The organism is SAR324 cluster bacterium (assembly GCA_015232315.1).
Lineage (GTDB): Bacteria > SAR324 > SAR324 > SAR324 > NAC60-12 > JADFZZ01.
Genome location: JADFZZ010000002.1, coordinates 1 through 22,691 on the forward strand (window position 1 = coordinate 1; position 22,691 = coordinate 22,691).

Sequence of the window (22,691 nt, forward strand, 5' to 3'; positions counted from 1 at the left end):
TTCTGTCCTTGGAAAATAGATAAAAAACCAATGCTTTTCACCGAAATTTTCCCACCTGTGCAGGTGTATTTTACGCAACCAGTTTAAACTCAAGGACATGATGCTTAAACCAGGTTGGATATTCCTGCCTATGAGATACGAAAACAGTTGGGACTACGGAATTCGAGTAATCGGGGAGAAAAGGCCAATGATCTGCTGGTTGCTGATCGACAAAAAAACAATGGCATGAGCTGGTCTAAGGCAGGGAGTGTGGCCTTGGCTTCGGTGACGGCCTTAAAAAAGAATCAGGAATATCCAACCTGGTTTAAGCATCATGTCCTTGAGTTTAAACTGGTTGCGTAAAATACACCTGCACAGGTGGAAACTTTTGTCTATCGGGGGAACGGCCAATCATCTTCATCTGCTACTCTCAATGTCATCGAGTCTCTCTGTTGCCAAGGCACTGCAACTGATCAAAGGGGGTTCATCCAAATGGATTCACGATACCTTTCCAGAACATCAATCGTTCGCGTGGCAGGAAGGGTATGCGGCCTTCAGTGTTGGCATCTCCCAAATGCCGGATACGCTTGCCTATATTCAGAGGCAAGAAGAGCATCATCATAAAAAGACTTTTGAGGAGGAGTTTGTTGCCTTTCTCAAGAAACACAATATGGAATATGATGAACGGTATCTATGGGGATGAATATTTTTCATTCGTCCCTACGGGACTAATCTTATTTGCGAAAATCCGAAATCCCCATGCTAAAGCACGGGGCTACTATCGCTTGTCCCTCACGGGACACATTCAAACCCGTTCCAATATTGATCCCGTGAGGGATTAACGAGAATAGCCCAGCGATTGATCGCTGGGGCACTCAACCACACCCGTTCCAAGTCCCGTAGGGACCGTCGATATTGATCCCGTGAGGGATTAACGAGAATAGCCCAGCGATTGATCGCTGGGGCACTCAACCACACCCGTTCCAAGTCCCGTAAGGACGGATGAAACATATTTTTGAAAAAAAACGCTTATGAGTATTGAACGATTACTGGAAAACTTTGATGGATTGCTAGACAGCCCCCAAAACGTGGAGGAACTCAAAAAACTCATTCTGGAGTTGGCGGTGCGGGGCAAACTCGTCCCGCAAGATCCCCACGATGAACCGGCCTCCGAACTCCTGAAACGCATTCAGGCTGAAAAACAGAAGCTGATTGCTGAAAAGAAACTTCCAAAAAGCAACCCCTTGCCTCCGATTACGGATGAGGAAATGCCTTATGAGTTGCCGAAGGGGTGGGAGTTGGTGAGATTGGGACAAATCATACATATTTCCTCAGGCAATGCATTGCCATCTCATAAAATGAATGAAGGCAATATTCCTGTTTATGGTGGTAATGGAATTACAGGTTATCATAATTCGACTAACGTAAATGAGGAAACAGTAGTAATTGGAAGAGTTGGTTTTTATTGTGGGAGTATTCACTTAACACCAAATCAAGCATGGGTAACGGACAATGCATTTATTACCATGTTTTCAAAATCGAATATTTATAAGGATTTTCTAGTATGGCTCTTAAAGGGAACTGATTTGCGTCAAGATGATAGTGGTACAGCACAACCTGTTATTTCTGGAAGAAAGCTATATCCAATTGTTGTATGTCTCCCCCCCCTCGCAGAACAAAAACGCATCGTAGCGAAAGTGGATGAGTTGATGAAGCAGTGTGAGGCACTGAAGCAGGATTTGGAGCAGCAGGAACAGAAACGGTTGGTGCTGAACAAAGCTACCCTGGCGAAGATCGAAGAGACTTCCACGCCCGAAGAATTCCACAAACGCTGGAACTTCCTCTTTCAGCAGTTTGACGCACTCTATACCGTCCCTGAAAACGTCAAAGCCCTCAAACAAATGATCCTCCAGATGGCGGTTCAAGGCAAACTCGTCCCCCAGGATCCAAACGATGAACCGGCCTCCGAACTCCTCCAACGCATCCATGCTGAAAAACAGAAGCTGATTGCTGAAAAGAAAATCAAAAAGACTGATCCCTTGCCTCCTATCACTGAAGCGGAAATGCCTTATGAGCTTCCTAAAAATTGGTGTTGGACTCAACTGAATGAAGCTGGAATTATCAATCCACGTAATGATGTGGACGATGAGTTAGAGACTTCATTTGTGCCAATGACATTGATTCAGGCTGAATACGGTCTAAAAATTAATTCTGAGAAACGCTCTTGGAAAGAGATTAAAGCTGGGTTTACACATTTTGCAGAAAATGATGTTACTCTAGCCAAGATAACGCCTTGCTTTCAAAATGGAAAATCTGCTGTAATGCGTAACCTCTTTAATGGAGTTGGGGCAGGAACAACAGAATTACATGTTTTTCGACCTATTTCAGGATTGGTGCTGTCTGACTATGTTTTAATCTATCTGAAATCTCCAAAGTTTATTAACGAAGGCATTCCAAAGATGACGGGAACTGCTGGTCAAAAACGTATTCCTAAAGATTATTTTGCTGGTAATGCTTTTCCCCTCCCCCCCCTCGCAGAGCAAAAACGCATCGTAGCGAAAGTCGATCAACTGCTGGCCTTGTGTGACGAACTGGCATCCCGACTGGCGCAATCCCGAATACAGAATGAGACCTTGATGCGGTCGGTGTTGCATCAGGTGTTTAATGGAAAAGAAGGTGAACCATGTCTGATTTAATTTTAAACTCATTAGTTATTGAGAACTTCAGAATCCTCAAGAAATTGGAGATCAACCCACTGAAACGGATCAACCTGCTGGTCGGGGAAAATAATTCAGGAAAAACCACCGTCCTGGAAGCCTTGAGATTTTATGCAACCCGAGCCGAGTTTATCTCGACGTGGCTGATGCTGAACTCCAGAGATGAAACCAGTGATGACAATTTTCTCCAGCAACAGTCCGCAACTCCGATCCGGAATATTCAATATTTATTTCATCGGGATCTCATCGAACATGGTGCCCCTCAAAAACACCTCTCCATTGGGAGCATTGACGGTCACAAACTGCAAATGACCCTGTCACAAAATATACTTGAATTTAAGTTTGATGGAATTGCCCATTCATTCAATCTCTATGATTTTTTTCTCACCGGAATCAACCAGCGCTATCAGTGGAACATTGAACAGATTCCTGTTCAGTTTATTCCGGCTCAAGGACTGTTTCGTCAAAATACAGAAACCCTGTGGGATAACATCGCCAGTACAGAGGGAGAGGATGACATCCTGAATTGCCTGAAAATTCTGCATCCTGACATCAAGCGGATCAATTTTGGAAAAGACGCGGAATACAACACCACTTCCCGTATCCCCATTGTGTTGCTGGAAGGGGAGTTGAAGCGTCGTCCGTTACGTAGCCTGGGAGAAGGATTAACCCGTTTGTTTGGCTTGGCCTTATCCATGGTGAACGCCAAAAACGGCTGGTTGCTGGTGGATGAAATTGAAAGCGGACTGCATTATTCCATGCAACCGTTGTTGTGGGAATATCTGCTCACCTTGTCCAGTCGGCTGAATGTCCAGATCTTTGCGACCACCCATAGTTGGGATGCAATCCAGGGGTTACAACAGGCAATCGAAAAACAACACCAGCCCGATGCCCAACTGATCCGCCTGCGCCGGATTCAAGGAGAAATTTGTGCGGAAACCTTCACCACCGAAGAACTCCGGATCATGACCCGTGATCATCTGGAGGTACGATAATGCGGCCCAATATCAAATTCATAGTGGAAGGCCTGGAATCAGATCCTTCGCTAACGCTCAGGATGACAGGTGTTGTAAGTTGCAAATGGGATTTATCGATACCCTTCAGCCTGTAGGAAAAAGAGGTGGGCGTAATGTCCATTTTGGGCCATCAGGGATTGATGGTCACCGGATTCCATGATTTTTCCGGCTTGGATGACCATGATGTGATCCGCCATGCGGACTGTGGAAAAGCGGTGAGAAATCAGGATGGCCATTTTATTGTGTGTCAAACTGCGGAAATGTTCAAAAATGGTGGCTTCCGCGCCGGCATCCATCGCCGCGGTCGGTTCATCCAGCACCAGAATATCCGCTTTGGTCCGCATGAAGGATCGGGAAAGGGCAATTTTCTGCCATTGTCCGCCTGAAAGTTCTCTGCCGTTTTTGAACCAGCGTCCAAGCTGGGTGTGATAGCCTTCAGGCAAATCCTTGATGAAGGGTGAAGCCAGCCCTTTTTCTGAAGCGGCCAGCCATTGTTCCTCATCCTGATAACGCTCAATGTCGCCCACTCCGATATTTTCCCCAACCAGAAACTGGTATCGTGAAAAATCCTGAAATATCACTCCGATTCTGGTCCGCAATGTTTCAGGGTTCCAATGACGTAAATCCAGTCCATCCAGAAGGATTCGGCCTTCGGTGGGGTCATACAAGCGGGTGAGCAATTTGATCAATGTCGTTTTTCCTGAGCCGTTTTCTCCCACCAGTGCGAGACTGGCCCCGGGTTTCAGATGAAATGAAATGTTCTGCAATGCTGGCGCTGATGAGCCGGGATAAGTGAAACTGACATTTTCAAAATGAACTCCGTCTCCGGGGTTAGGCCCCGCGGTTTCATGGCCTTCCTGCTCAGGAACTTCCTGCTCCAGATATTCATACAGATTGGAAAGGTAGAGATTGTCTTCATACATGCCGCCAATGGCAGACAGACTGGCTGAAACTGCCGCTTGTCCCTGTTTGAAAATCAGCAGATACATGGTCATTTGTCCCAAGGTGATGGTGCCGGTGATGGTGGCGTAAACAATCCAGGCGTAGGCACCATAAAAGGAGGCAGTGCCCAGAACACCAAGCCCCAGTCCCCAGATTCCACGTTTCAGGGTCAGATTACGGTCTTCCACATACAATTTGTCAAAAATATCCCGATAACGCCCCAACAGCATGGGGCCAAGTTGATACAGTTTGACTTCCTTGGCGGAATCTTCACGGGCAATGACCGTTTCGAGATACATCTGCATGCGTGTTTCAGGGGAACGCCAACGGAACAAACGAAAGGCATCTCCTGAAAATTTGGTTTCCGCGATGAATTCCGGAAGTCCGCCAACGATCAGGATCAGAACCGCCCACGGGGAAAACTGAATCAGCAACAGACAATAGCTGAGGAGTGAGATGGCGTTTTGAGTCAAGCCAAAGGTCCGGTTGACCAGACTCAAGGGACGACTGGAGGCTTCTCTGCGGGCGCGGGTCAGTTTGTCATAAAATTCGGAGTCCTCAAAATGCGCGATCTGGAGGGTCAAGGCCTTTTCCAGAATCATCACATTGACACGTTGCCCGAGCAAGGCCCGAAATAGCGACTGTATGATGGAAATTCCGCGTTGCGCGCCTGACAGGGAAATCACCACCAATGCTTCCAATGCCACAAAAAACAGGACATCCTGAATTTGGATTTCTTCCTGAAGTTCCGCCACTTTCATGGCATGAACGACTCCATCGACAATCAATTGTCCGACATAGGCCACACCAGCGGGAAGAATACCAGCGGTCAAAGTCAGCAGTGCGAGGGCAACCGTGAATTGCCGGTGTGTGGTCCACACCAGTTCAAGCGCTCTCTGGCTGTAACGGAAGACACCAAAAAACCGGGTGAATACACTGACATTTTCAGCGGCAGAGGGCGTGGTGATGTTTGCATGGGGGGTCATGGTGGCCTTTTTAGAAGCAATACAGAAAAATGCGAATCCTGAGAAACACTCAAAAAATAATGTAAGCGTTCAGCTTTTAGTATTCAGCGTTATAGGGTGCTGATTTGATGCTCTACGATGTCAGCCCTCCCGATTCATGGGCTTTTTTTTCCAGCAGGGACATGGCTTTCAAGCCTGTATCTCCAAGGTCATCGGTGTATTGATTCACATAAAGTTCAATGTGCTGTAACGCAATTTGCGGGTCTTTTTCATCAGCATGTTCCAGAATGTAATGGAGCACTTCATCGGTATGGTTTCTTGCATAATCAATACTCTGCCGGACGAGGTCCGACAATTGACGGGCCTCGGTAGCTGAAAACCGCTGGCGATTGAGGCAGATGCACCCCAGTGGCAGTGGCATTCCGGTTTGCTCCTGCCACCAGGCCCCCAGATCAACGTGCAGTCGAATCCCCTGATTTTCGTAGGTGAAGCGACTTTCATGAATGATCACTCCCGCATCCAGTTTGCCTGTTTTGAGCTGGGTCAGAATTTCACGGAAGGGTAAAAAAACGATTTCTGAAGGTTGGGAATTCCAGAGAGAAAACAACAGATGCGCTGTGGTGTGTTTTCCCGGCAGTCCCACTTTTTGAAATGGAGGTTTTCGGATCGCACCTGGCGGTGTAAGCACCACCGGACCATAACCCATTCCCAGTGCGGCACCTGATGTCAGCAAATGGTAATCTGCCTGGATTTGGAAATATTTCATGACTGAGACCTTGAGCATGTCTGTTTGCTGATTCACCACGAGATCGTTCAGGGTATGGATATCGCAATGTCTGACATCAAACAGGAAGGGGGAGGTGTCTATGTGGCCATGGGTCATGGCGTAAAAAATGAAAGTGTCGTTGGGGCACGGAGAATAGGCTAAAGAGATCGACCTGGACATGGTTCCTGCGTAAAAAATTATGAAATGACGTCAATGTGGGGACGTTTTAGCATGCCCGTTTTCATAAGACAAATACCAAAATACCGGATGTCGGGTATTTGGTGGTTACGAATCATGGGCTGGCGGGTCGCCCTTACGAATCTTTGGCTGTACGGACGAGCGGCGGGTCGCCCCTACGAATCTTGGCTGGCGGGTCGTCCTTACGAATCATGGGGAATTAACCTATTGCGTTTATCATACAGGAATGTTTATAACCCCAATTAGATGTTCCATATTTTTTGAAATCATTTCAATTCATGATTGCCTTATGCCCTTATTCAAATGGATAGTTGCGGGAATGGTATTTCTGGTGACCGGATGTCTGGGATATTCTCCAGATGCGGCGTTGCATAGTGCCGCGAATACAGGAAATCTTGGAACGGTGATCCAGACAATTTCGGAAGGTGCCAAAATCGATTCGGTCAACGAAAAGAGCCAGAGTGCGTTGATGCTGGCCGCACAGGGGGGATATACCGGTGTGGTGAAATATCTGGTGTCACGTGGAGCCAATATCAAACAGAAGGATGCTACCGGAAATACAGCATTGGATTTGGCGACTCAGGCAAGAAAGCGAGAAGTGGTTGATTTTCTGAGGAGCCACCTGGGCTTGCCGCCGTTGGATGATAAAGACTGGATGAATGAGATTGCCAAACCGGCTTCAGAAGACGAATCCTCCAAAGTTCGGCGCTTTTCTTATTAATTGGAGCGTCTTGCCAGCCATTCAGCACTGGCTCCCCACACATAATCCACCGCTTTTCTTCCAGCAAAGACTCCGGCATGTCCGCCAGGTACTACACGGAATTCTTTATCTTCCGCAGTGATCACATCCATGATTTTACGTGAACTTTTCAAGGAAACAATTTTGTCATCATTGCCGGCAAATGAAAGCAGACTGGCATGGATCTGCTTCAGATTCGCTTCTTTTTCGCCAACAGTCATTTTTCCTTGTGCCAACTGGTTTTCGATCCACATGTGAACCACAATGCTTTTCATGGTGGCCCCCGGGTAATCGACCATGTTATTAAACCAGTGACCCATGGAATCATGGGAAATCAGATAATCACGATCCCAGAGATGCAGGATAAAATCCCAGAAACTGGTAAAATTACCAATGGGGTTGGTGAGCCAGAAACCAATGGTTCCAAGTTTGCCGGAAATATGGAGATATTTGGGGTTCACATTGATGAGTTTGAAATTGAAAGCTCTCGCCAGTCGATGGGCTGGTTGATAGGTCATGGTAAAAACCTTGCCGGCCGCACCCATCTGATGCATGTCAATGGGACTGGCAACTGTCACAATATTACGGATTGCGGCATCTTCATGAACAGCGGTGTAAATGAGAGAAAACAATCCCCCCATGCAATAGCCAAACAGGGACAGTTCCTGTTTTCCAGAATATTCACGGATGTGCTGGATTGCTTTGGGCATCCAGTCAAGTAAATAGGTTTCAAAAGAGAGATGTGAATGATCCCGGTCAGGGTTTCCCCAGTTGATCAGGTAAACATCAAAACCCTGTGCCAGATAATAACTGACCAGACTTCGCTGGGGGTATAGATCAAAAATAAAAGCTCCCACGGCCAGTGGGGGAATCAAGACCAGCGGAACACGATGCACCTTGTTCAGCACAGGAATGGTCTGATTGGCGATGGTCACACTTTCTCTCGTGAGTGCCGGATAATGACGCACAGACAACAGGTCTTCTTCATGGATGATGTCAAAAGGGGTTTTGTCCACCCGTTTCATGGAGCCTGAGTCCAGCGAGCGTTCAATCAGATTCACCATGGAAAGCCATGCTTTTTCCATGACAACGTTTTTGTTCAGGACTGTGGCGGATGATGCCATTGGATCTCCATCAAGAGAAAATTAAATATTGTATATCATTGGCGATGGTTCTATCCATGTTACTAACAAAGACTTTTCAACAGGTCAATCACAGGATTGTTTCAATTAATTGGTGGTCTCTGCAAACTGGTGGAGGTACTAAAAATCTAGCTTGGAACGGGCATAAGCATGATTTCTTTCCAGGTTAATCGTTGTTGGGTCAGTCCCATTTTCATGGCCGGTGTTTTTAGTTGGTACCGTTTTTTAAATCGTTGGGAACGGGGTCTTCCCGGCAAGGCGCTTCTTAAGGATTTGTGAAAGCGACAGTAATTGTAGTCCACCAAGCCGAATTAATAATAAACGCTTTTCATTTTGGTCACTTCAGGAGGCGGGCGTGCAGCAACCGGCGGGGGTGGTGGACGGCGTTTCATGGCCCAGTAATACAGCAGATAAAACAGCAGACCCAGAATCAGCGGCGCATACAGCAAGGCATAGAGTCTGACAAGCCATAGCGGAATACCTACCCAGGCTGAAAAATCAGCGCATACTCCCAAAATCCATTTTCGGGAAACACGTCTGTGTTTTCTTCTGGAAAACAACAGACCAAACAGGGTCCACACGCCAAAAATGAGGGATAACGCTCCTAAAATTAAAAACAGGGCATTCACTGAAATCATACAATTCCTTCAACCAGTTGACGATAAGCTTTACTAAAACCTTGATGAAGTAACTTTCGGGGTGCTATGTGATATTGAAGTGCCAGTTGTTCAAGCAGATGGTTAAAATCACAACCATTATAGGAATGGGCATGGATTTGCATGAGTTGCCCCAAATCGGAGACTAATTTTTCATGGTTTTTCATGGAATCTGAAAAATTATGTGAGTCAGGTATTGTCAAAATCATTTCCACAGTTTATGAATAATAATATTCCCGTATATGCCTTGTTTCTGTTTGAGATACAAGCACAGACTCTGTCAAGAACCGTACATCATATTGTTTCTCATTGCCGGATCATACAATGAAACAAACATTTGAGACAATTGGAATTGCTCAAAACATCAATGAATTTATCCAGAAACTGCCGTTGCCGGTAGCTGTCATCAATCTTCAAAAGGAGATTGTCGCCTACAACCGTGCCTTTTTTCTGATGGCAGGCAGAGATGTTCGGCAGGGCACACATTATTGTCATGAGTTTTTGAATTTTCCCTTCTGCGAAGGTGCGTGTCTGGCCGATATGGCCATCAAAATGAATCGCACCATCAACTGGGATGAATCGCATGGCCGTCGTAAAAGCGGCGAAGAACTGATAGTCCGCCCCATGGTCACACCGCTCTATACGGAAGCGGGGGAACACGACGGATTTGTGCTGTTGTTTCAGGACACAACCGATGAAGTTCAGCTTTATCGCAATTTCAGAGCCAATCTGGATCACCTGGAGCGCAAAGTCGCTTTTCTGCAAACGCTCAATGATGCGGCTGAAGAATTCCGGAAAATCACCAGCATTGATCTGCTCATGCAAAAGATCACTGATTTTATCGTGGAACATCTTTCCATGGAGTTCTGCCAGGTCATCCAGCTCAAGGAAGAAAAATATGAATCTGTCAGTGCCTCACTTTCCAGCGATCCGGAAATCACGGAAGAGCAGAAGGTCAAATTGACAGAACTCGCGATCAGCGGCATTCCGCAGATCAATGATGAAAATATGCCTTATTGTGTGGTGCATATTGAAAAAGACACGGTGGACAGCATTGACGAGGGAGAAATTGTTTTGCTACCGATCCGCAGTGGAACCAAAAGCTATGGTTTTCTGGCAAACTATCAATTGTCTCAGGCTGGTATCCCACAGGAAAGTCTGGAATATCTGGATCTGTTCGCCAAATCCGCAGGCCCCTACATTGAAAACAGCCACATCATCACCAACTTGGAAGCGATTGTCAAGGAACGGACTCAGGCCTTGAACGCGGCACAGGCTCAACTGGTAGAAAGCACCAAACTCGCGTCTGTCGGTGAAATGGCCGGAATGGTCGCACATGAAGTCCTCAATCCGATGACTGCGGTTCTGGCAAGAATCAGAAAACTCTATGGAGAAGAAGGCGCGCTGGAAATGATCAAAGTTGTGGCTGAAGGCTGGGAAGGTGACTACAAGGAAGGTGGTTTTGAGGCTTTGCTGGAAACCCTCAAGGATACTCCTGAAGAAGGTGGAACCCCATTGATTGAAGAAGATCTGACGAACTTGAAAGAAAGTGTTTCTGGTGTCACCACAGATTTGAAATTCATGGAAGAACAACTCAACCGGATTGTGAGTATTGTGGATAGCCTGCGAGGCTTGTCACGTGGTCAGAAAACGACCGAACTCATTGATCTGGCAACGGTTCTGGATAAAGCCAATGACCTTCTGTCTGATGGTCTGGCCAAACGCCATATCAAACTTGAAACAAAGATTGGCCACAAATCGCAGGTCCTGTGTGATGCCAATGAAATGCTACAGGTGTTTCATAATATATTTAAAAATTCCATGCAGGCGATTGAAAAAGACGGTTTCATCCGGGTGGTTACCACTCAGAATGAGGATCGTGTGGAAATCCGCATTACCGACTCCGGTCCTGGTATTCCCCCTGAAATTGCCCCTAAAATTTTTGAAATGCGCTTCACCACCAAATCTGAAAAAGAAGGCACAGGCATTGGCCTGAATCTGAGCCGGCGGTTGATGCGGCAGGCCTTGGGCGATGTCGATCTGGAAAGCGGTGGCGGCAATGGCATTGGTGCCACTTTCATTTGCTGGATTCCTCTGCCTGAAAAACGAAAAGACGCAGAATGATGTTCATCAACAATAATTTTAATTGACAAACCTGATTCAAATTTTTTATTACCATTACAGCAGGGATGAACCCTGAAGCAAAGTCATATTAAAAAACTACAATCAATGGAGGAGAAATGTTAAAAAAAATATGGGGAGTCTTGCTTGTCATTACTTTGGTTCCAGCATGGTGTTTTGCCGCGAAAATTACGGTAGGAGAGCCTTTGCCGAAAGTTTCAGTCAGTGATGCCGGCAAACTGGTTTTGACAGGTGATAATATTGATTACGCCAAATGGTCCAGCGCGGAACTCTCAGGAAAAGTACGCACGGTGTATCACCTTGCGGGAAGCATGGGTGCGTCCAAAATCAATGAAGCCTATATTGAGGCTGTCAAGACTGCGGATTTATCACATGAAATTTATCAGACTGTGACCGTCTTGAATCTGGATGACGCTCTTTGGGGCACAACAGGAATTGTCAAAGGTAAAATCAATGACAAGAAAAAAGAGTTTCCTACCTCTGAATTTGTGCTCGATGCGGATGCCACGGTTCGCAAGGCCTGGGGACTGGAAAAAGACAGTTCTGCGGTGATTGTGCTCGACAAGGAAGGAAAAGTCCTGAAATTCAAGGACGGAAAACTTTCTGATGCGGAAATCAAGGACTTTGTGCAAACGATCAAAGACAACCTGTGATTCTACTCATCTGATTTGATGCGAAAAGAGGACTCTGACGAGTCCTCTTTTTTTTTATTTGCTTTTCTGATTCAACAATTCCGCGATCTGAATCGCATTGAGTGCGGCCCCTTTGTAGAGTTGATCCGCAACCACCCACAGTGCCAATCCGTTTGGAACAGAAATATCCTCCCGAATCCTGCCAACCCAGGTGTCGTAGCTTTCAGTCACTTCCCACGGTGTCGGGTACCCTCCCGGTCCCTGAATATCTTTGACCACGATTCCCGGTGATTTCTCCAGCAATTTACGTGCGTCTTCCGCGCTTAATTTTGTTTCTGTTTCGATATTGATGCTTTCAGAATGCGCTCTCAACACTGGCACACGGACACAAGTCGCTGAAATTCGCATGTTGGGCGCAGACATGATTTTTTGTGTTTCCAGCACCATTTTCATCTCTTCTTTGGTGTAGCCATTGTCCTGAAACACATCAATGTGAGGAAAAAGGTTAAAGGCGATCTGTACCGGAAATTTATTCACCTCCATGGGCTGACCATTGGCAAAGGCCTTGATTTGATCAATCAGTTCCTGCATGGTAGCGGCACCGCCCCCGGAAACAGCCTGATAGGTAGAAACCACTACCCGTTTGATGCCCACGGCCTTGTGAATGGGATTGAGCGCGACCACCATCTGAATGGTCGAACAATTAGGATTGGCGATGATTCCGTTGTGCTGAAATGCCGCCTCCGGATTCACTTCCGGAACCACCAGCGGAATTTCAGGCATCATCCTGAACGCACTGCTGTTATCAATCACAATCGCCCCGGCTTTGGCCGCATGAGGAGCGAATTCAAGACTTCGGGATGCGCCTGCGGAAAAGAATGCGACATCGACATCCTTGAAAGAATCGGTTTTCAATTCCTCAACGGGAAGTGCTTCGCCCTTAAACATAAGGGTCTTGCCAGCGGAACGGGATGAGGCCAGCAATTTTAAGTTTTTAATCGGATAATTCCGCGCCTCCAGTAACTTTAAAAATTCAGTACCAACCGCGCCTGTTGCTCCGGCGATCGCAACGTTTTGGCTCATAACTCCTCTGAAAAAGATGTGATTGAATTTTATAAAATGAAAAAATTGTTAGAATTTTTCGCAAAAAAACCATTTCATGTCCAGCTAATAAAACTATGAAAAAACATCACAATCCCAGACAATCCCGTCCTTCAAAGCCGTCCTTTTCTCAGGGTTCAACACCCCGTAATGGACTGGAAATGCTTTATGGAGTGATTCCGGTTTGTCAGGCGCTGAAAATAAAAAGACGAAAAATAGTACGTTTGATTGTCAAAACAGAGCAATCGCCTTCGCCCAGAATTCTGGAAATCATCCACTTGGCCAAAGAGCACTCTGTTCCTGTGGAATTTCTGGAAAAATCAGGCATCGACAGCTTGTGCCCTGAGGGGGTGCATCAAGGTATTTTACTGGAATGTGGCCCCTTGCCTTATGTTCCCTATGAAGCGCTCGCACCGGAAGACGGCTTGCCTAATCCGGTCATTGTCGCCCTGGATCAGGTCGAAGACCCGCACAATCTGGGTGCCATTATCCGCAGTTGCGGTTTTTTCAATGTCCTGTGTGTGGTTGTTCCTGCCTCTCATTCCTCAGGGATCACCGCTGTGGTTTCCAAAACATCGGCAGGCGTCGCGGAATCATTCCCCATCGTGCAGGTGCCGAATCTCAACCGCTTTCTGGAGATGCAAAAAACAAAAAATTTCTGGATCGCGGGACTCGATGGTGCTGCCGAACAGGATATCTCAACTCTGCCGGGCGATGTACCGCTGGTGCTTGTTCTGGGAAATGAAGGGCAGGGACTTCGTCAACTGGTGAAAAGCAAATGTGACTGGCTCGTTAAAATTCCGGGAAACCCGGATATTGCGGCCCTGAATGTGAGCAACGCGGCGGCTATCGCGCTGTATCAGTTGCGGCAGTTGAAGAAGAGATCGTGAAACTGCGTACATCAGAAAAGGATTGGCGGCCATCCGTTTTTCTGCCAATCACCCGCCAGTATAATGTGGATTTGTTGAACGTTTTGCTCAGACCCAAAGCCATTTGGGGCAATTCGCCTGAAAGCGGAACCATTTCCTTATCAGCGATCCAGCGGTCGCCCTGAGGCAAATCAAAAAATGTTCCGGGATCTTCAAACTTCTCATCAATTCCCACCTGGAGCTTGAATTCGCTGAAAACCAGGCTATCCCACTGAAACAAAAACAATCCTTTTTCCTCAAAGGTGAATTTGTCTGGAGGTAGCAGTTGCTTGATGTCACTCAGCCTGATCATGTCTGAAATAGCCTGATTGTTGTCTTCTTTCGCTTCGTTGATTTTATTGTTCGGATCAACCAACGCCACTAACTGATATTCTCCCAGCAATTGATCATCCGGCAGTGTGTATTCCAGTTCAAACGTAATGGTTTCCCCGGGAGCCATGATTTCAGCCTTGGGAACGGCAATAGCTGTTTTACGCAATGGTAACCGGACATTGTAATACTCAACCTGCGTTTCCACATTCCGGACAATGTCTCCGCCGACATTGACCAGATCAAGGCGTACTTTGAATTTTTCTCCTCTCAACACATGTTTGGGAACCACATACACAGTTTCCCAGCGGAGATCCGGCAAATCAAATTCCAGTTTTTTGGGATTATTGATGGCCTCTATTTTCTGCTGGGATTTTTCCATTTCTTCCTTGATGCGTTTGATTTCGACCGTACCCGGAACAAAGAAAAACCGTTCAACACCGGAATCAGCACGAGATAAAACTTTTTTATAAGAACTGTCCCAGACGACAGCACTCACCAGATATTTCCCACCATCTTCAGGAATGGTATAACTGTGCAATACACGGGTTTCGTCAAGAGGAGCGATCGTCCGTGCTTCTTTGGGAAAAGCGTTTTCAACCACTTCTCCATTTTTTTTCAGCACGACCTCCACCCCGACTTTCTGTTGATATTTGGAAAAATTAGCGATTGTCACCTGAATCAGTTGCGTATTTCCAGGATGTGGACATTCAGGATTTTCCAAAGATTGCAGGAGGGTTTCAGGACTGCTTGTGTCAGAACAATTTTTTGAAATCACAATTGCTGAAACCGTTATATCAGCAGCCTGGAGAGAAACTCCATTCAGGAGTCCGCCAAACAAGGCCGCAACCAGCAGAAGTTGTGTTCTTCCAATACGAAAAAGCCCGAAACAATTCATAGTTGTGTTCAATACGAAAAAAGATTGCTTGCAAAATGAGATGACAGAACAGACCTGTATGCATGATGCGTACAAAATATTCAGCGAAGTTTTTTATATTGTGCTGACAGGTTGCTGGGCTTCTTCAGGTCAAGCTTGCTCAGTTCAAACAACTTGGCTTCCTTGAGGAATGTGGAGTACGAAGAACTGACCGCAATGACAAATCCCTGAAAACCATCAAGAAAGCCGCGTTTAATCAGAAATATTTCCAGAAACTTGCTCACAGGCTTGAACAGGAGCTTGAAATAGGACGGCGATTTCCCTTTGTTGTACCTTGCCAGGGCGGCAATGCTGGAAAAATTATTGATGGTTTTCACCTGATCAGACAAATCCTTGAAACTCAAATGAATCAAATCTCCCCGCAGTTTCATCCCATTCCCGCGCAATTCAAGGGTGTCATGCGGATTTTCACCGGCCCATGTTCCCATGCCTTTGCGGATCAACCGATAGCGATAGTGAGGATACCATCCGCCATGTCGAATATCACGATTCATGTGGCGGGTAAGTCGTGGAACTTTGGCGCCAACGATTCCTTCAGGAGGGTTCTGTAACAGATCCAGGATCGATTCTTTCAGCAGGGGACTGACCCGTTCATCAGCATCTATGGATAAAATCCATTCCCCGGAACACATCGCCATTGCCCGGTTTTTTTGCTGGACATGCCCGTCAAACGGATGCTGGGAAAATTGAACTTTGGGGAATTTTGTACAAATCTGCGCGGTTCGATCAGAACTGAATGAATCCAGCACAATGATTTCATCAGCCCAATCCTTGACCGAATTAAGGCAATCTTGAATATTTTCTTCTTCATTGTATGTAATGATGGCCACTGATAACGTGGGGTGTGAAGTCATAGGGCTACGCTCCAGTAATTTTGTGTTACAACTCAGGCCAGAGGATGAAGATGCTATTCTGAGTTGTTATATTGTAACTCTCAAAAATTTCCTGCATCTTTTGATTCAATCCGGATTACCGCATTATCTGTCAGGCACGACATAGTTGTCAAAATGCCGCAAAACTACCAGAGAAAAGCGTGTCAACCGCATTGCTGAATTAACCTGTTTCCCGAATCATTCCATGAAACCGCAACGAATTGTGATAAAAGTAGGAACAAATGTACTTCAACGAGCAAACGGCAAATTGGACTATAACATCATCAATGATCTGGGAGAGCAGATTGCGGCCATTCATAAAATGGGCGTTGAAGTCCTGTTTGTCACATCCGGAGCCGTTGGCGCAGGCCGGGAGATTTGCGAATTTGAAGATCAAAAGCGAACCCTGATTCGCAAGCAGATTCTGGCATCTGTCGGACAGGTCCGGCTGATGCAGATATATTCCGATTTTTTTCTGGAACACCAGATCATTATCGCGCAAATTCTGCTGACCCGTTCGCATTTTGGCGATCGCTCCTCTTATCTGAACATACGCAACACTCTGGATGGACTGCTGGATGCGGGAATATTGCCCGTCATCAATGAAAATGATGTTGTCGCCACTGAAGAACTTGCACTTAATTTTGGTGACAATGATCAACTGGCCGTCTATGTGGCGGCACTGGCCGGGGCAGACCATCTGTTTTTTCTGACCACGGCTCCCGGATTATTGAAATTCAACGATGCGGGAGAAGGCGAACTGGTCCCTGAAGTTCAGGAATATTCTGACGCACTGCTCAAGTTATGCAAGCCCACTAAATCTTCTGGTGGAACCGGTGGCATGGACAGTAAAATCAAATCTGCGGGGTTAGGTGCCTCATTCGGTATTGAAACCCACATTGTTGATGGGAAAGCACCCAACGTGGTGTTGAAAATTCTGAAGGGGGAAAAACAGGGGACAAGATTTATTCCCAACGGCAAAAAAATCAAAAGCTATCAAAAATGGCTGGCGGCCGGAGCTATGAGCAAAGGCAAACTGGTCATTGATGCTGGTGCGGAACAGGCCTTACGCAATAATAAAAGTTTGCTGATTCGTGGTATCAGACAGATTGAGGGAAGTTTTGAACTCAAGGATCTGGTCACGATTTATAATCTTGACGGGAAAAAAATCGGAGTGGGACAAGCAAAAATGTCACACAAGGAACTGAAGGACTATTTGAACACAACCACAGCAGACAACACTTCAGCCGGTAAAATTGCCATTCACTGTGACCAACTGTTCCTGGAATAAAATTAAGGAACGTTCAAAAAATAAAATAGATAACTTTTCAAAGATACATTTCCTGCTGGGCACCGTAGAGACGCACTATAGCACGTCTCTACAGACTAGAGAAGGTGCGACTGGATGGGAAAATGTTTACAACTTATTATTTATCAATTCCTAAAATTTCGATGACAGGAAGATAGTTATTGAAAATACACGGTTGTATGGAGTAAAGATGATACAGAAACACACAAATGGATTAAAAACTATAGGGAGAAATTTATGAAAAACATCATACTGACGTTGAGTTGTCTCTTGCTGTGCGGAACCGTCCTTTGGGCCGCGCCAAATCGGGAGGATGTAAAAAAACTGCTTGAAGGTTATGAATGGCAAATTGATCCCGTTCAATTTGGGGAATTAGGCGCGGATACAGACCTGGTTCTGATGGAAATCATCACAGATCCTGCGCCGATGCTGAATTATTACCGTTTTCGGGCGCTTGAAGCACTGCGTTTGTTTCCCAATGACCGGGTCGCAACCTTTCTGGAAAAATATCTGGGGAATGAATCTGATACTTCACGTGTATACCGGGCCTTTGATTCATACACACGGAATTTTAGTAAATCACGACCTCAGGCAGTCCAAAAAATCGCTGAAAAACTACTGGTAAATTCCAAACCGGATTTACGCATCGCGGCAGTCGAGGCTCTCAAAAAAATCAAATCATCAGACGCGCTAAAACTGGTGGAGAAACAGCTCGAAAAAGAATCTGAAGAATGGATCCGGTCACGGATGCGTTAGATTAAATGTTGGGGCACGGCATGTGTCCCAACGAATAAAGCAGAAGGGCTTTCTTCGGAAGCCCTTCAAAGTTATATTCACACTGAAACCAACCGAACCGCATTGACACGTGGCAATATCAGAATCAGTTCAAAGGGAACAAATTCCGAATGTTCCACAGGTTCCAGCAACCGGATGGTCACATCGCCTTTTTCGCGCTGAAACAGATTTTTTACAGCGTCCATGCCAACGCCTCGTCCTGAGACTTCTGTCACTTGACTGGCGGTCGAAAGTCCTGAATGAAAAATAAGTTGGGCAATCTGCGTTGTTGAATACGTTTCGTTTTCCTGAAGAATGTTGGCCGCCAACGCTTTTTGATGGATTCTTTCCAGATTGAGCCCCCGGCCATCATCTCTGTAGGAAAACTCAAGATTGCTCTCATCCAGTTTAACATCGATCGATATATGCCCTTCTGGTGATTTTCCCTTCATGACACGTTCTTCTGGCGTTTCAATTCCGTGATCCATGGAGTTTCGCAAGACATGCCCGAAAGCGTTTCGAACCAGCCCCGCCACCTGATTTTTGATCAGGATTCCATGATCCCGGATGTGCACTTCAGGTTGTCGTTTATTCAGGTCACGAGACAGGGATTCCAGAGCTTCCATGTTTCCCTCCAATATTTCGGCAATGGAGGTACTGCCAATGGGTTTTATCAGGTTTTGGAGCTGGATGATGTCTCTGGTGGTTTGTTCAAGCGCGTTCAATAACGGTTCATGTTCCGGGTTGCTGGATTGAAGATAGGTGAAATATAGACCTAAATTTGCCGCGCATTTTTGCTCAAGCAACTGAAGCTGATGGGCAAGATCGTTGATTTTTTCTTTTTCAACCATAAAAAACCGATCCACATTTCCACGGCGTCCCGGACCTTTACGCATGAGTTTTTGTTCACTGATGTCCGCGTATTCCCTGATAATCTTCCAGGTCGCGTCAAGCTGACTCCTCAGTAAGGGCATATCCCATTCCAGGGACGCGGCCTTACGCATTCCGTCATAAGTATTCTCGGCTTCATGCACCTGATTGGTGATATACTGCAAACCATAGGTGCGGGCATTGCCCTTGATGGTATGCATGTTGCGGAAGAGGGTGTTGAGCACCTCCAGATCATGCGTCATGCCCTGCTCAAGAATGTCACGGTTCGCCTTGATCAGTTGCTCGGCGTTTTGCACAAATTCATAAAAATTTTCCTGGGAGGTTTTCAGGATTTGACCAATGATTTCGAGTTCCCGTTTCTGCTGACTGGATTCGGACTGCAACTCCCGTAATCGGGTGACATCCCGGACCACAACCAGAATTTTTTCTACTTCATCCAGATCATTCAGGATCGGATTCCAATCCAGTTCAATCACTTTTTGGGTATAATTCAGATTCAGACAGAACTCAGATAGCAGAACATGTCGGTTGCAGTCAAAAAACATTTGGTCCTGCCCTAAAATACAGCCCAATGCCACCTCAACCTGATTGAGTTGGTCACACCCCAGGTTGCTTTGCGCAAACAACACAGCCATCACAGATTGATCCGCGATGTCTGACATTTCCAGGATCTGCTCCAGATGTCGTGAATATTCCGGATGAATGATATTTCCTTCCAGAATCGTGAAGATTCCCTGCTGCATGTTCTGCAACATTGACTGAATGTCCCGATTTTTCTGGTCCAGTAATTTGTTTTTCCAGGCCAATACCTGATTGTGTTCTTCAACCAGTTTCATCTGATATTCATGAAACAGATCCAGCAGGGAATTAGCGGTCAAAAACCCGACATACTTGCCATATTGGGTAATCACGATGCCTTCGTCACAATTCCGGATGTATTCATCTTTAAGGATATCTCCGGTCGCGATGCCAATATCCGCGTTCATGCATGGTGACACAAACCGTTCCACATGTTTTTTCCGAATCGGGTTTTCCAGTACATTTCGGCCAAACTGGGAATAAACATATTCTTTCAGATGATATTCTCTCACCAGACCGACCGGTTCCTCACTGTCATTCACAATGGGAAAAAACGTATTGTCCTGGTTTTCATAAAACATATCCATAATCTGAAGCATGTCCACCGAGTCAGAAATCGCGGGAATATACACAATTTTCCGGGCGATATCCGGGTTCGAATGTGAATCCTGAACGATAGCCGACATGACGCCCGTTTGTATTTTGGGAAACTCGGAAATTTTACTCAGTACAAATTCAGAATTCAGATTTTCCATGCAGACCTCCTGGAATGTTGTGTTGACAAGCCGCATAATTATTGCGATTGCAGCAAGCCTACCCGAGGTTCATTAGGCGGGTATTACGAGATTGTTAAATATGGGGAGAGTATTTCAACATGACGGCTATCAGGAAATATTCATTATCATCCAAATAGGCCTTGAGCCATCTTGAAGACCCGTGATTGTTAGATTTTGGTTAGGCCAATTGCCTTCCATCAAAAAGGAGTGTAATTGGGAAGATAGCATCTTATTTTCAGTATTATTCTCATTAAAAGAGAAGATTCTTCAGCAGGAGGTATTTGTGTCTGATAATGTAGTACAGTCTCATTTTTTTCAAGAGCATGAACTTCAGGAATTACAGCAGTTGTATGACAAACTGACTGCAACATGGCAGCGTATGGAGGCTCTCGAAACGCGGTTTGAAACAGAAATTCAGGCAGTCAGCAAAAATTATGAAAAAAGCATCCGCAATCTTCTGCATTACATGGCGTTGAGACAGGAAGACATCCGCGAGTTTCAGAATCAATTGAGTTCCTATGGCTTGTCATCGCTCGGCAGAGTTGAATCTCATGTTCAACATTCCATGATCAAGGTCATGAATATGATTGACTATATTCTCGGAAGAATTCCGGAATTTGCCCGCAAAACGCCCCCGGTCGATTACAAGGGCGGAAAAGATTACCTGGAACTGCACACCCGAAATTTACTTGGAAAATCAGAGCATCGTCCCGTCTCAATCATGGTGACCATGCCCAGTCAAGCCGCTGATCATTATCAACTGGTGCGGGAACTGGTCGCCTCAGGCATGGATGTCATGCGGATTAACTGTGCCCATGATGATCCGGCTGTCTGGGAGAAAATGATTGAGAACCTGCGAAAAGCTGAACGGGAATTGAGCCGATCCTGCAAAGTATTTATGGATCTGGGTGGTCCCAAGATCCGCACTGGCGCCATCGGACCCGGACCGCAGGTGGTTAAAATCAGACCTGTCCGCGATGAAAAAGGAAAAACAATAACTCCCGCAACCGTATATCTGGTCGCTGATAAAACAGAAAATTTCATCACGGATATTTCAATTCCTCAACTTCCAGTCTCCAAAAAATTTTTGAAGAAACTCTCCACAGACGTTGTGTTGGAATGCAAGGATCTGCGTGGTAAAAAAAGAAAACTGAAAGTGGTCAAAGTGGAATACAATCATTGTTTGCTTGAAACCAGCCAGACCTGCTACGTTGGTCCGGGAACTGAACTGTTTTCCATTTCAAAAAAACATTCACAGCTTTCCGTTGATTCAGCAAAAATCAGAAATCTACCTGCCAAAGAACAGAGTTTGATGTTGAAAGACGGAGATACCTTGTTCCTGCTGGCTGAACCTGTTCCGGGCAAAAACGCGGAATATGATGACGCGGGAAAACTGATTGAGCCTGCTCAAATTTCCTGTACCATGCCAGAGGTGTTTCAGAACTTGAAAAAAGAGGAACGTGTGTATTTCGATGATGGAAAAATCGCCGGAGTTATTCAATCCATCAGCAAAAAACAGATCAAGGTAGAAATCACATCCGCAGAGGTGTCCAAGCTTTCAGCGGACAAAGGCATCAACTTTCCTGACAGCGAACTGAACATGCATTCTCTGACGGAAAAGGATCTTCAGGATCTGGACTTTGTGACTAAAAATGCCGATGTCATTGGCTATTCATTTGTTCAGCGGCCGGAAGATATTCTGAAATTGCATGAGGAATTGGCCAAACGCAACGCGGACAAAGTCGGCATCGTCCTTAAAATTGAAACACGGAAAGCCTTTGAAAATCTGCCCAGACTTCTGCTCACAGGAATGCGGCGTGCGCCGTTGGGTGTCATGATTGCCCGTGGAGATTTAGCCATTGAATGCGGCTTTGAACGAATGGCTGAAGTTCAGGAAGAAATCCTGTGGATTTGTGAAGCGGCTCATGTTCCGGTCATCTGGGCCACACAGGTGCTGGAAAATCTCGCGAAAACCGGAAAACCCTCCCGTGCTGAAATCACGGACGCGTCCATGAGCGTGCGTGCGGAATGTGTCATGCTCAATAAAGGGCCATACATTGTCAATGCTCTGGAAGCACTGGATAATATCCTGCGCAGGATGAGCGGTCATCAGAGCAAGAAGAAAAGCATGTTGCGCAAATTGCGGCTGTCACTCATGGAAGAAAGCAGATAGTTCCCCCTGATCCCAATGTCATCAACTTCAGCATTATGAATGGTGCTGAGTATTAATTCCCCCTTGGTTCAAGGGGGTTAGGGGGATGTAATTCTGAGCATTAAATTCCCCATGTACCCGACCATAATCTTTCTGGTTCCCTACCTC

At 46.0% G+C, this 22,691-nt stretch carries 19 protein-coding genes and 1 pseudogene; 11 read left to right on the forward strand and 9 right to left on the reverse strand.

Annotated features, from left to right (window positions below; genetic code table 11):
- The first annotated feature begins 120 nt into the window (after positions 1 to 120).
- The 4 genes and pseudogenes from HQM11_01550 to HQM11_01565 all read left to right on the forward strand — a co-directional run bounded on the left by HQM11_01550 (position 121) and on the right by HQM11_01565 (position 3,691).
- Positions 121 to 342, forward strand: a pseudogene (locus HQM11_01550) (hypothetical protein).
- Positions 314 to 682, forward strand: a complete 369-nt coding sequence (locus HQM11_01555; protein MBF0349683.1) for a transposase — start codon at positions 314 to 316, stop codon at positions 680 to 682. The pseudogene HQM11_01550 and the gene HQM11_01555 overlap by 29 nt, the downstream one beginning before the upstream one ends.
- Positions 683 to 1,010: 328 nt before the next feature.
- Positions 1,011 to 2,675 carry a restriction endonuclease subunit S gene (locus tag HQM11_01560; protein ID MBF0349684.1) on the forward strand — a complete coding sequence of 555 codons (1,665 nt, stop codon included), beginning with the start codon at positions 1,011 to 1,013 and terminating at the stop codon, positions 2,673 to 2,675.
- The gene (locus HQM11_01565; GenBank protein MBF0349685.1) at positions 2,663 to 3,691 is read left to right on the forward strand and encodes an AAA family ATPase; all 1,029 of its coding nucleotides are present in this window, start codon (positions 2,663 to 2,665) and stop codon (positions 3,689 to 3,691) included. The genes HQM11_01560 and HQM11_01565 overlap by 13 nt, the downstream gene beginning before the upstream one ends.
- 92 nt (positions 3,692 to 3,783) lie before the next feature.
- On the opposite strand, the gene HQM11_01570 is transcribed toward HQM11_01565, so the two are convergent.
- Together HQM11_01570 and HQM11_01575 are read right to left on the reverse strand one after the other, a co-directional pair.
- Complete coding sequence (locus HQM11_01570; protein ID MBF0349686.1) at positions 3,784 to 5,640, reverse strand: ABC transporter ATP-binding protein; 1,857 nt, start codon at positions 5,638 to 5,640, stop codon at positions 3,784 to 3,786.
- 112 nt (positions 5,641 to 5,752) lie between these two features.
- Positions 5,753 to 6,565, reverse strand: coding sequence for a 1,4-dihydroxy-6-naphthoate synthase (locus HQM11_01575; GenBank protein MBF0349687.1), 813 nt, complete (start codon positions 6,563 to 6,565; stop codon positions 5,753 to 5,755).
- A gap of 307 nt (positions 6,566 to 6,872) precedes the next feature.
- Here HQM11_01575 and HQM11_01580 point away from each other — a divergent pair, with 307 nt between their 5' ends.
- On the forward strand, positions 6,873 to 7,304 hold the full coding sequence (locus HQM11_01580; protein ID MBF0349688.1) for an ankyrin repeat domain-containing protein: 432 nt from the start codon (positions 6,873 to 6,875) through the stop codon (positions 7,302 to 7,304).
- On the opposite strand, the gene HQM11_01585 is transcribed toward HQM11_01580, so the two are convergent.
- The 3 genes from HQM11_01585 to HQM11_01595 form a co-directional block, all read right to left on the reverse strand.
- Positions 7,301 to 8,407 carry an alpha/beta fold hydrolase gene (locus HQM11_01585; GenBank protein ID MBF0349689.1) on the reverse strand — a complete coding sequence of 369 codons (1,107 nt, stop codon included), beginning with the start codon at positions 8,405 to 8,407 and terminating at the stop codon, positions 7,301 to 7,303. The two genes, HQM11_01580 and HQM11_01585, sit on opposite strands and share 4 nt — an antisense overlap.
- 368 nt (positions 8,408 to 8,775) lie before the next feature.
- Positions 8,776 to 9,102, reverse strand: a complete 327-nt coding sequence (locus tag HQM11_01590) for a PspC domain-containing protein (GenBank protein ID MBF0349690.1) — start codon at positions 9,100 to 9,102, stop codon at positions 8,776 to 8,778.
- On the reverse strand, positions 9,099 to 9,287 hold the full coding sequence (locus tag HQM11_01595) for a hypothetical protein (GenBank protein ID MBF0349691.1): 189 nt from the start codon (positions 9,285 to 9,287) through the stop codon (positions 9,099 to 9,101). Before HQM11_01595 ends, HQM11_01590 begins: the two co-directional genes overlap by 4 nt.
- A gap of 157 nt (positions 9,288 to 9,444) precedes the next feature.
- On the opposite strand from HQM11_01595, the gene HQM11_01600 reads away from it, so the two are divergent.
- Together HQM11_01600 and HQM11_01605 are read left to right on the forward strand one after the other, a co-directional pair.
- Positions 9,445 to 11,244: a GAF domain-containing protein gene (locus HQM11_01600; protein ID MBF0349692.1), complete on the forward strand. Its 1,800-nt coding sequence runs from the start codon at positions 9,445 to 9,447 to the stop codon at positions 11,242 to 11,244.
- A gap of 128 nt (positions 11,245 to 11,372) precedes the next feature.
- Entirely contained in the window at positions 11,373 to 11,915 is a 543-nt protein-coding gene (locus tag HQM11_01605; GenBank protein MBF0349693.1) for a YtfJ family protein, read from the forward strand.
- Positions 11,916 to 11,969: 54 nt separating this feature from the next.
- Here the strand turns inward: HQM11_01605 and HQM11_01610 are convergent, their stop codons facing one another.
- Positions 11,970 to 12,977, reverse strand: a complete 1,008-nt coding sequence (locus HQM11_01610) for an aspartate-semialdehyde dehydrogenase (protein ID MBF0349694.1) — start codon at positions 12,975 to 12,977, stop codon at positions 11,970 to 11,972.
- A 95-nt stretch (positions 12,978 to 13,072) separates the two neighbouring features.
- Here HQM11_01610 and rlmB point away from each other — a divergent pair, with 95 nt between their 5' ends.
- Entirely contained in the window at positions 13,073 to 13,885 is an 813-nt protein-coding gene (gene rlmB / locus HQM11_01615) for a 23S rRNA (guanosine(2251)-2'-O)-methyltransferase RlmB (protein MBF0349695.1), read from the forward strand.
- Here rlmB and HQM11_01620 read toward each other — a convergent pair.
- Both HQM11_01620 and HQM11_01625 read right to left on the reverse strand, forming a co-directional pair.
- Complete coding sequence (locus HQM11_01620; protein MBF0349696.1) at positions 13,842 to 15,131, reverse strand: hypothetical protein; 1,290 nt, start codon at positions 15,129 to 15,131, stop codon at positions 13,842 to 13,844. The two genes, rlmB and HQM11_01620, sit on opposite strands and share 44 nt — an antisense overlap.
- Positions 15,132 to 15,211: 80 nt before the next feature.
- Positions 15,212 to 16,024 (reverse strand): glycosyltransferase family 2 protein, encoded by an 813-nt coding sequence (locus tag HQM11_01625; GenBank protein MBF0349697.1) that lies wholly within the window; start codon positions 16,022 to 16,024, stop codon positions 15,212 to 15,214.
- A gap of 223 nt (positions 16,025 to 16,247) precedes the next feature.
- Here HQM11_01625 and proB point away from each other — a divergent pair, with 223 nt between their 5' ends.
- On the forward strand, positions 16,248 to 17,333 hold the full coding sequence (gene proB, locus HQM11_01630) for a glutamate 5-kinase (protein ID MBF0349698.1): 1,086 nt from the start codon (positions 16,248 to 16,250) through the stop codon (positions 17,331 to 17,333).
- A gap of 255 nt (positions 17,334 to 17,588) precedes the next feature.
- Positions 17,589 to 18,107, forward strand: coding sequence for a HEAT repeat domain-containing protein (locus HQM11_01635; GenBank protein MBF0349699.1), 519 nt, complete (start codon positions 17,589 to 17,591; stop codon positions 18,105 to 18,107).
- 77 nt (positions 18,108 to 18,184) lie between these two features.
- On the opposite strand, the gene HQM11_01640 is transcribed toward HQM11_01635, so the two are convergent.
- A complete protein-coding gene (locus HQM11_01640) occupies positions 18,185 to 20,350 on the reverse strand; it encodes an Hpt domain-containing protein (protein ID MBF0349700.1) in 2,166 nt (721 codons plus the stop codon).
- Positions 20,351 to 20,654: 304 nt separating this feature from the next.
- On the opposite strand from HQM11_01640, the gene HQM11_01645 reads away from it, so the two are divergent.
- Positions 20,655 to 22,544 carry a pyruvate kinase gene (locus HQM11_01645; protein MBF0349701.1) on the forward strand — a complete coding sequence of 630 codons (1,890 nt, stop codon included), beginning with the start codon at positions 20,655 to 20,657 and terminating at the stop codon, positions 22,542 to 22,544.
- The last annotated feature ends 147 nt before the right edge of the window (positions 22,545 to 22,691 follow it).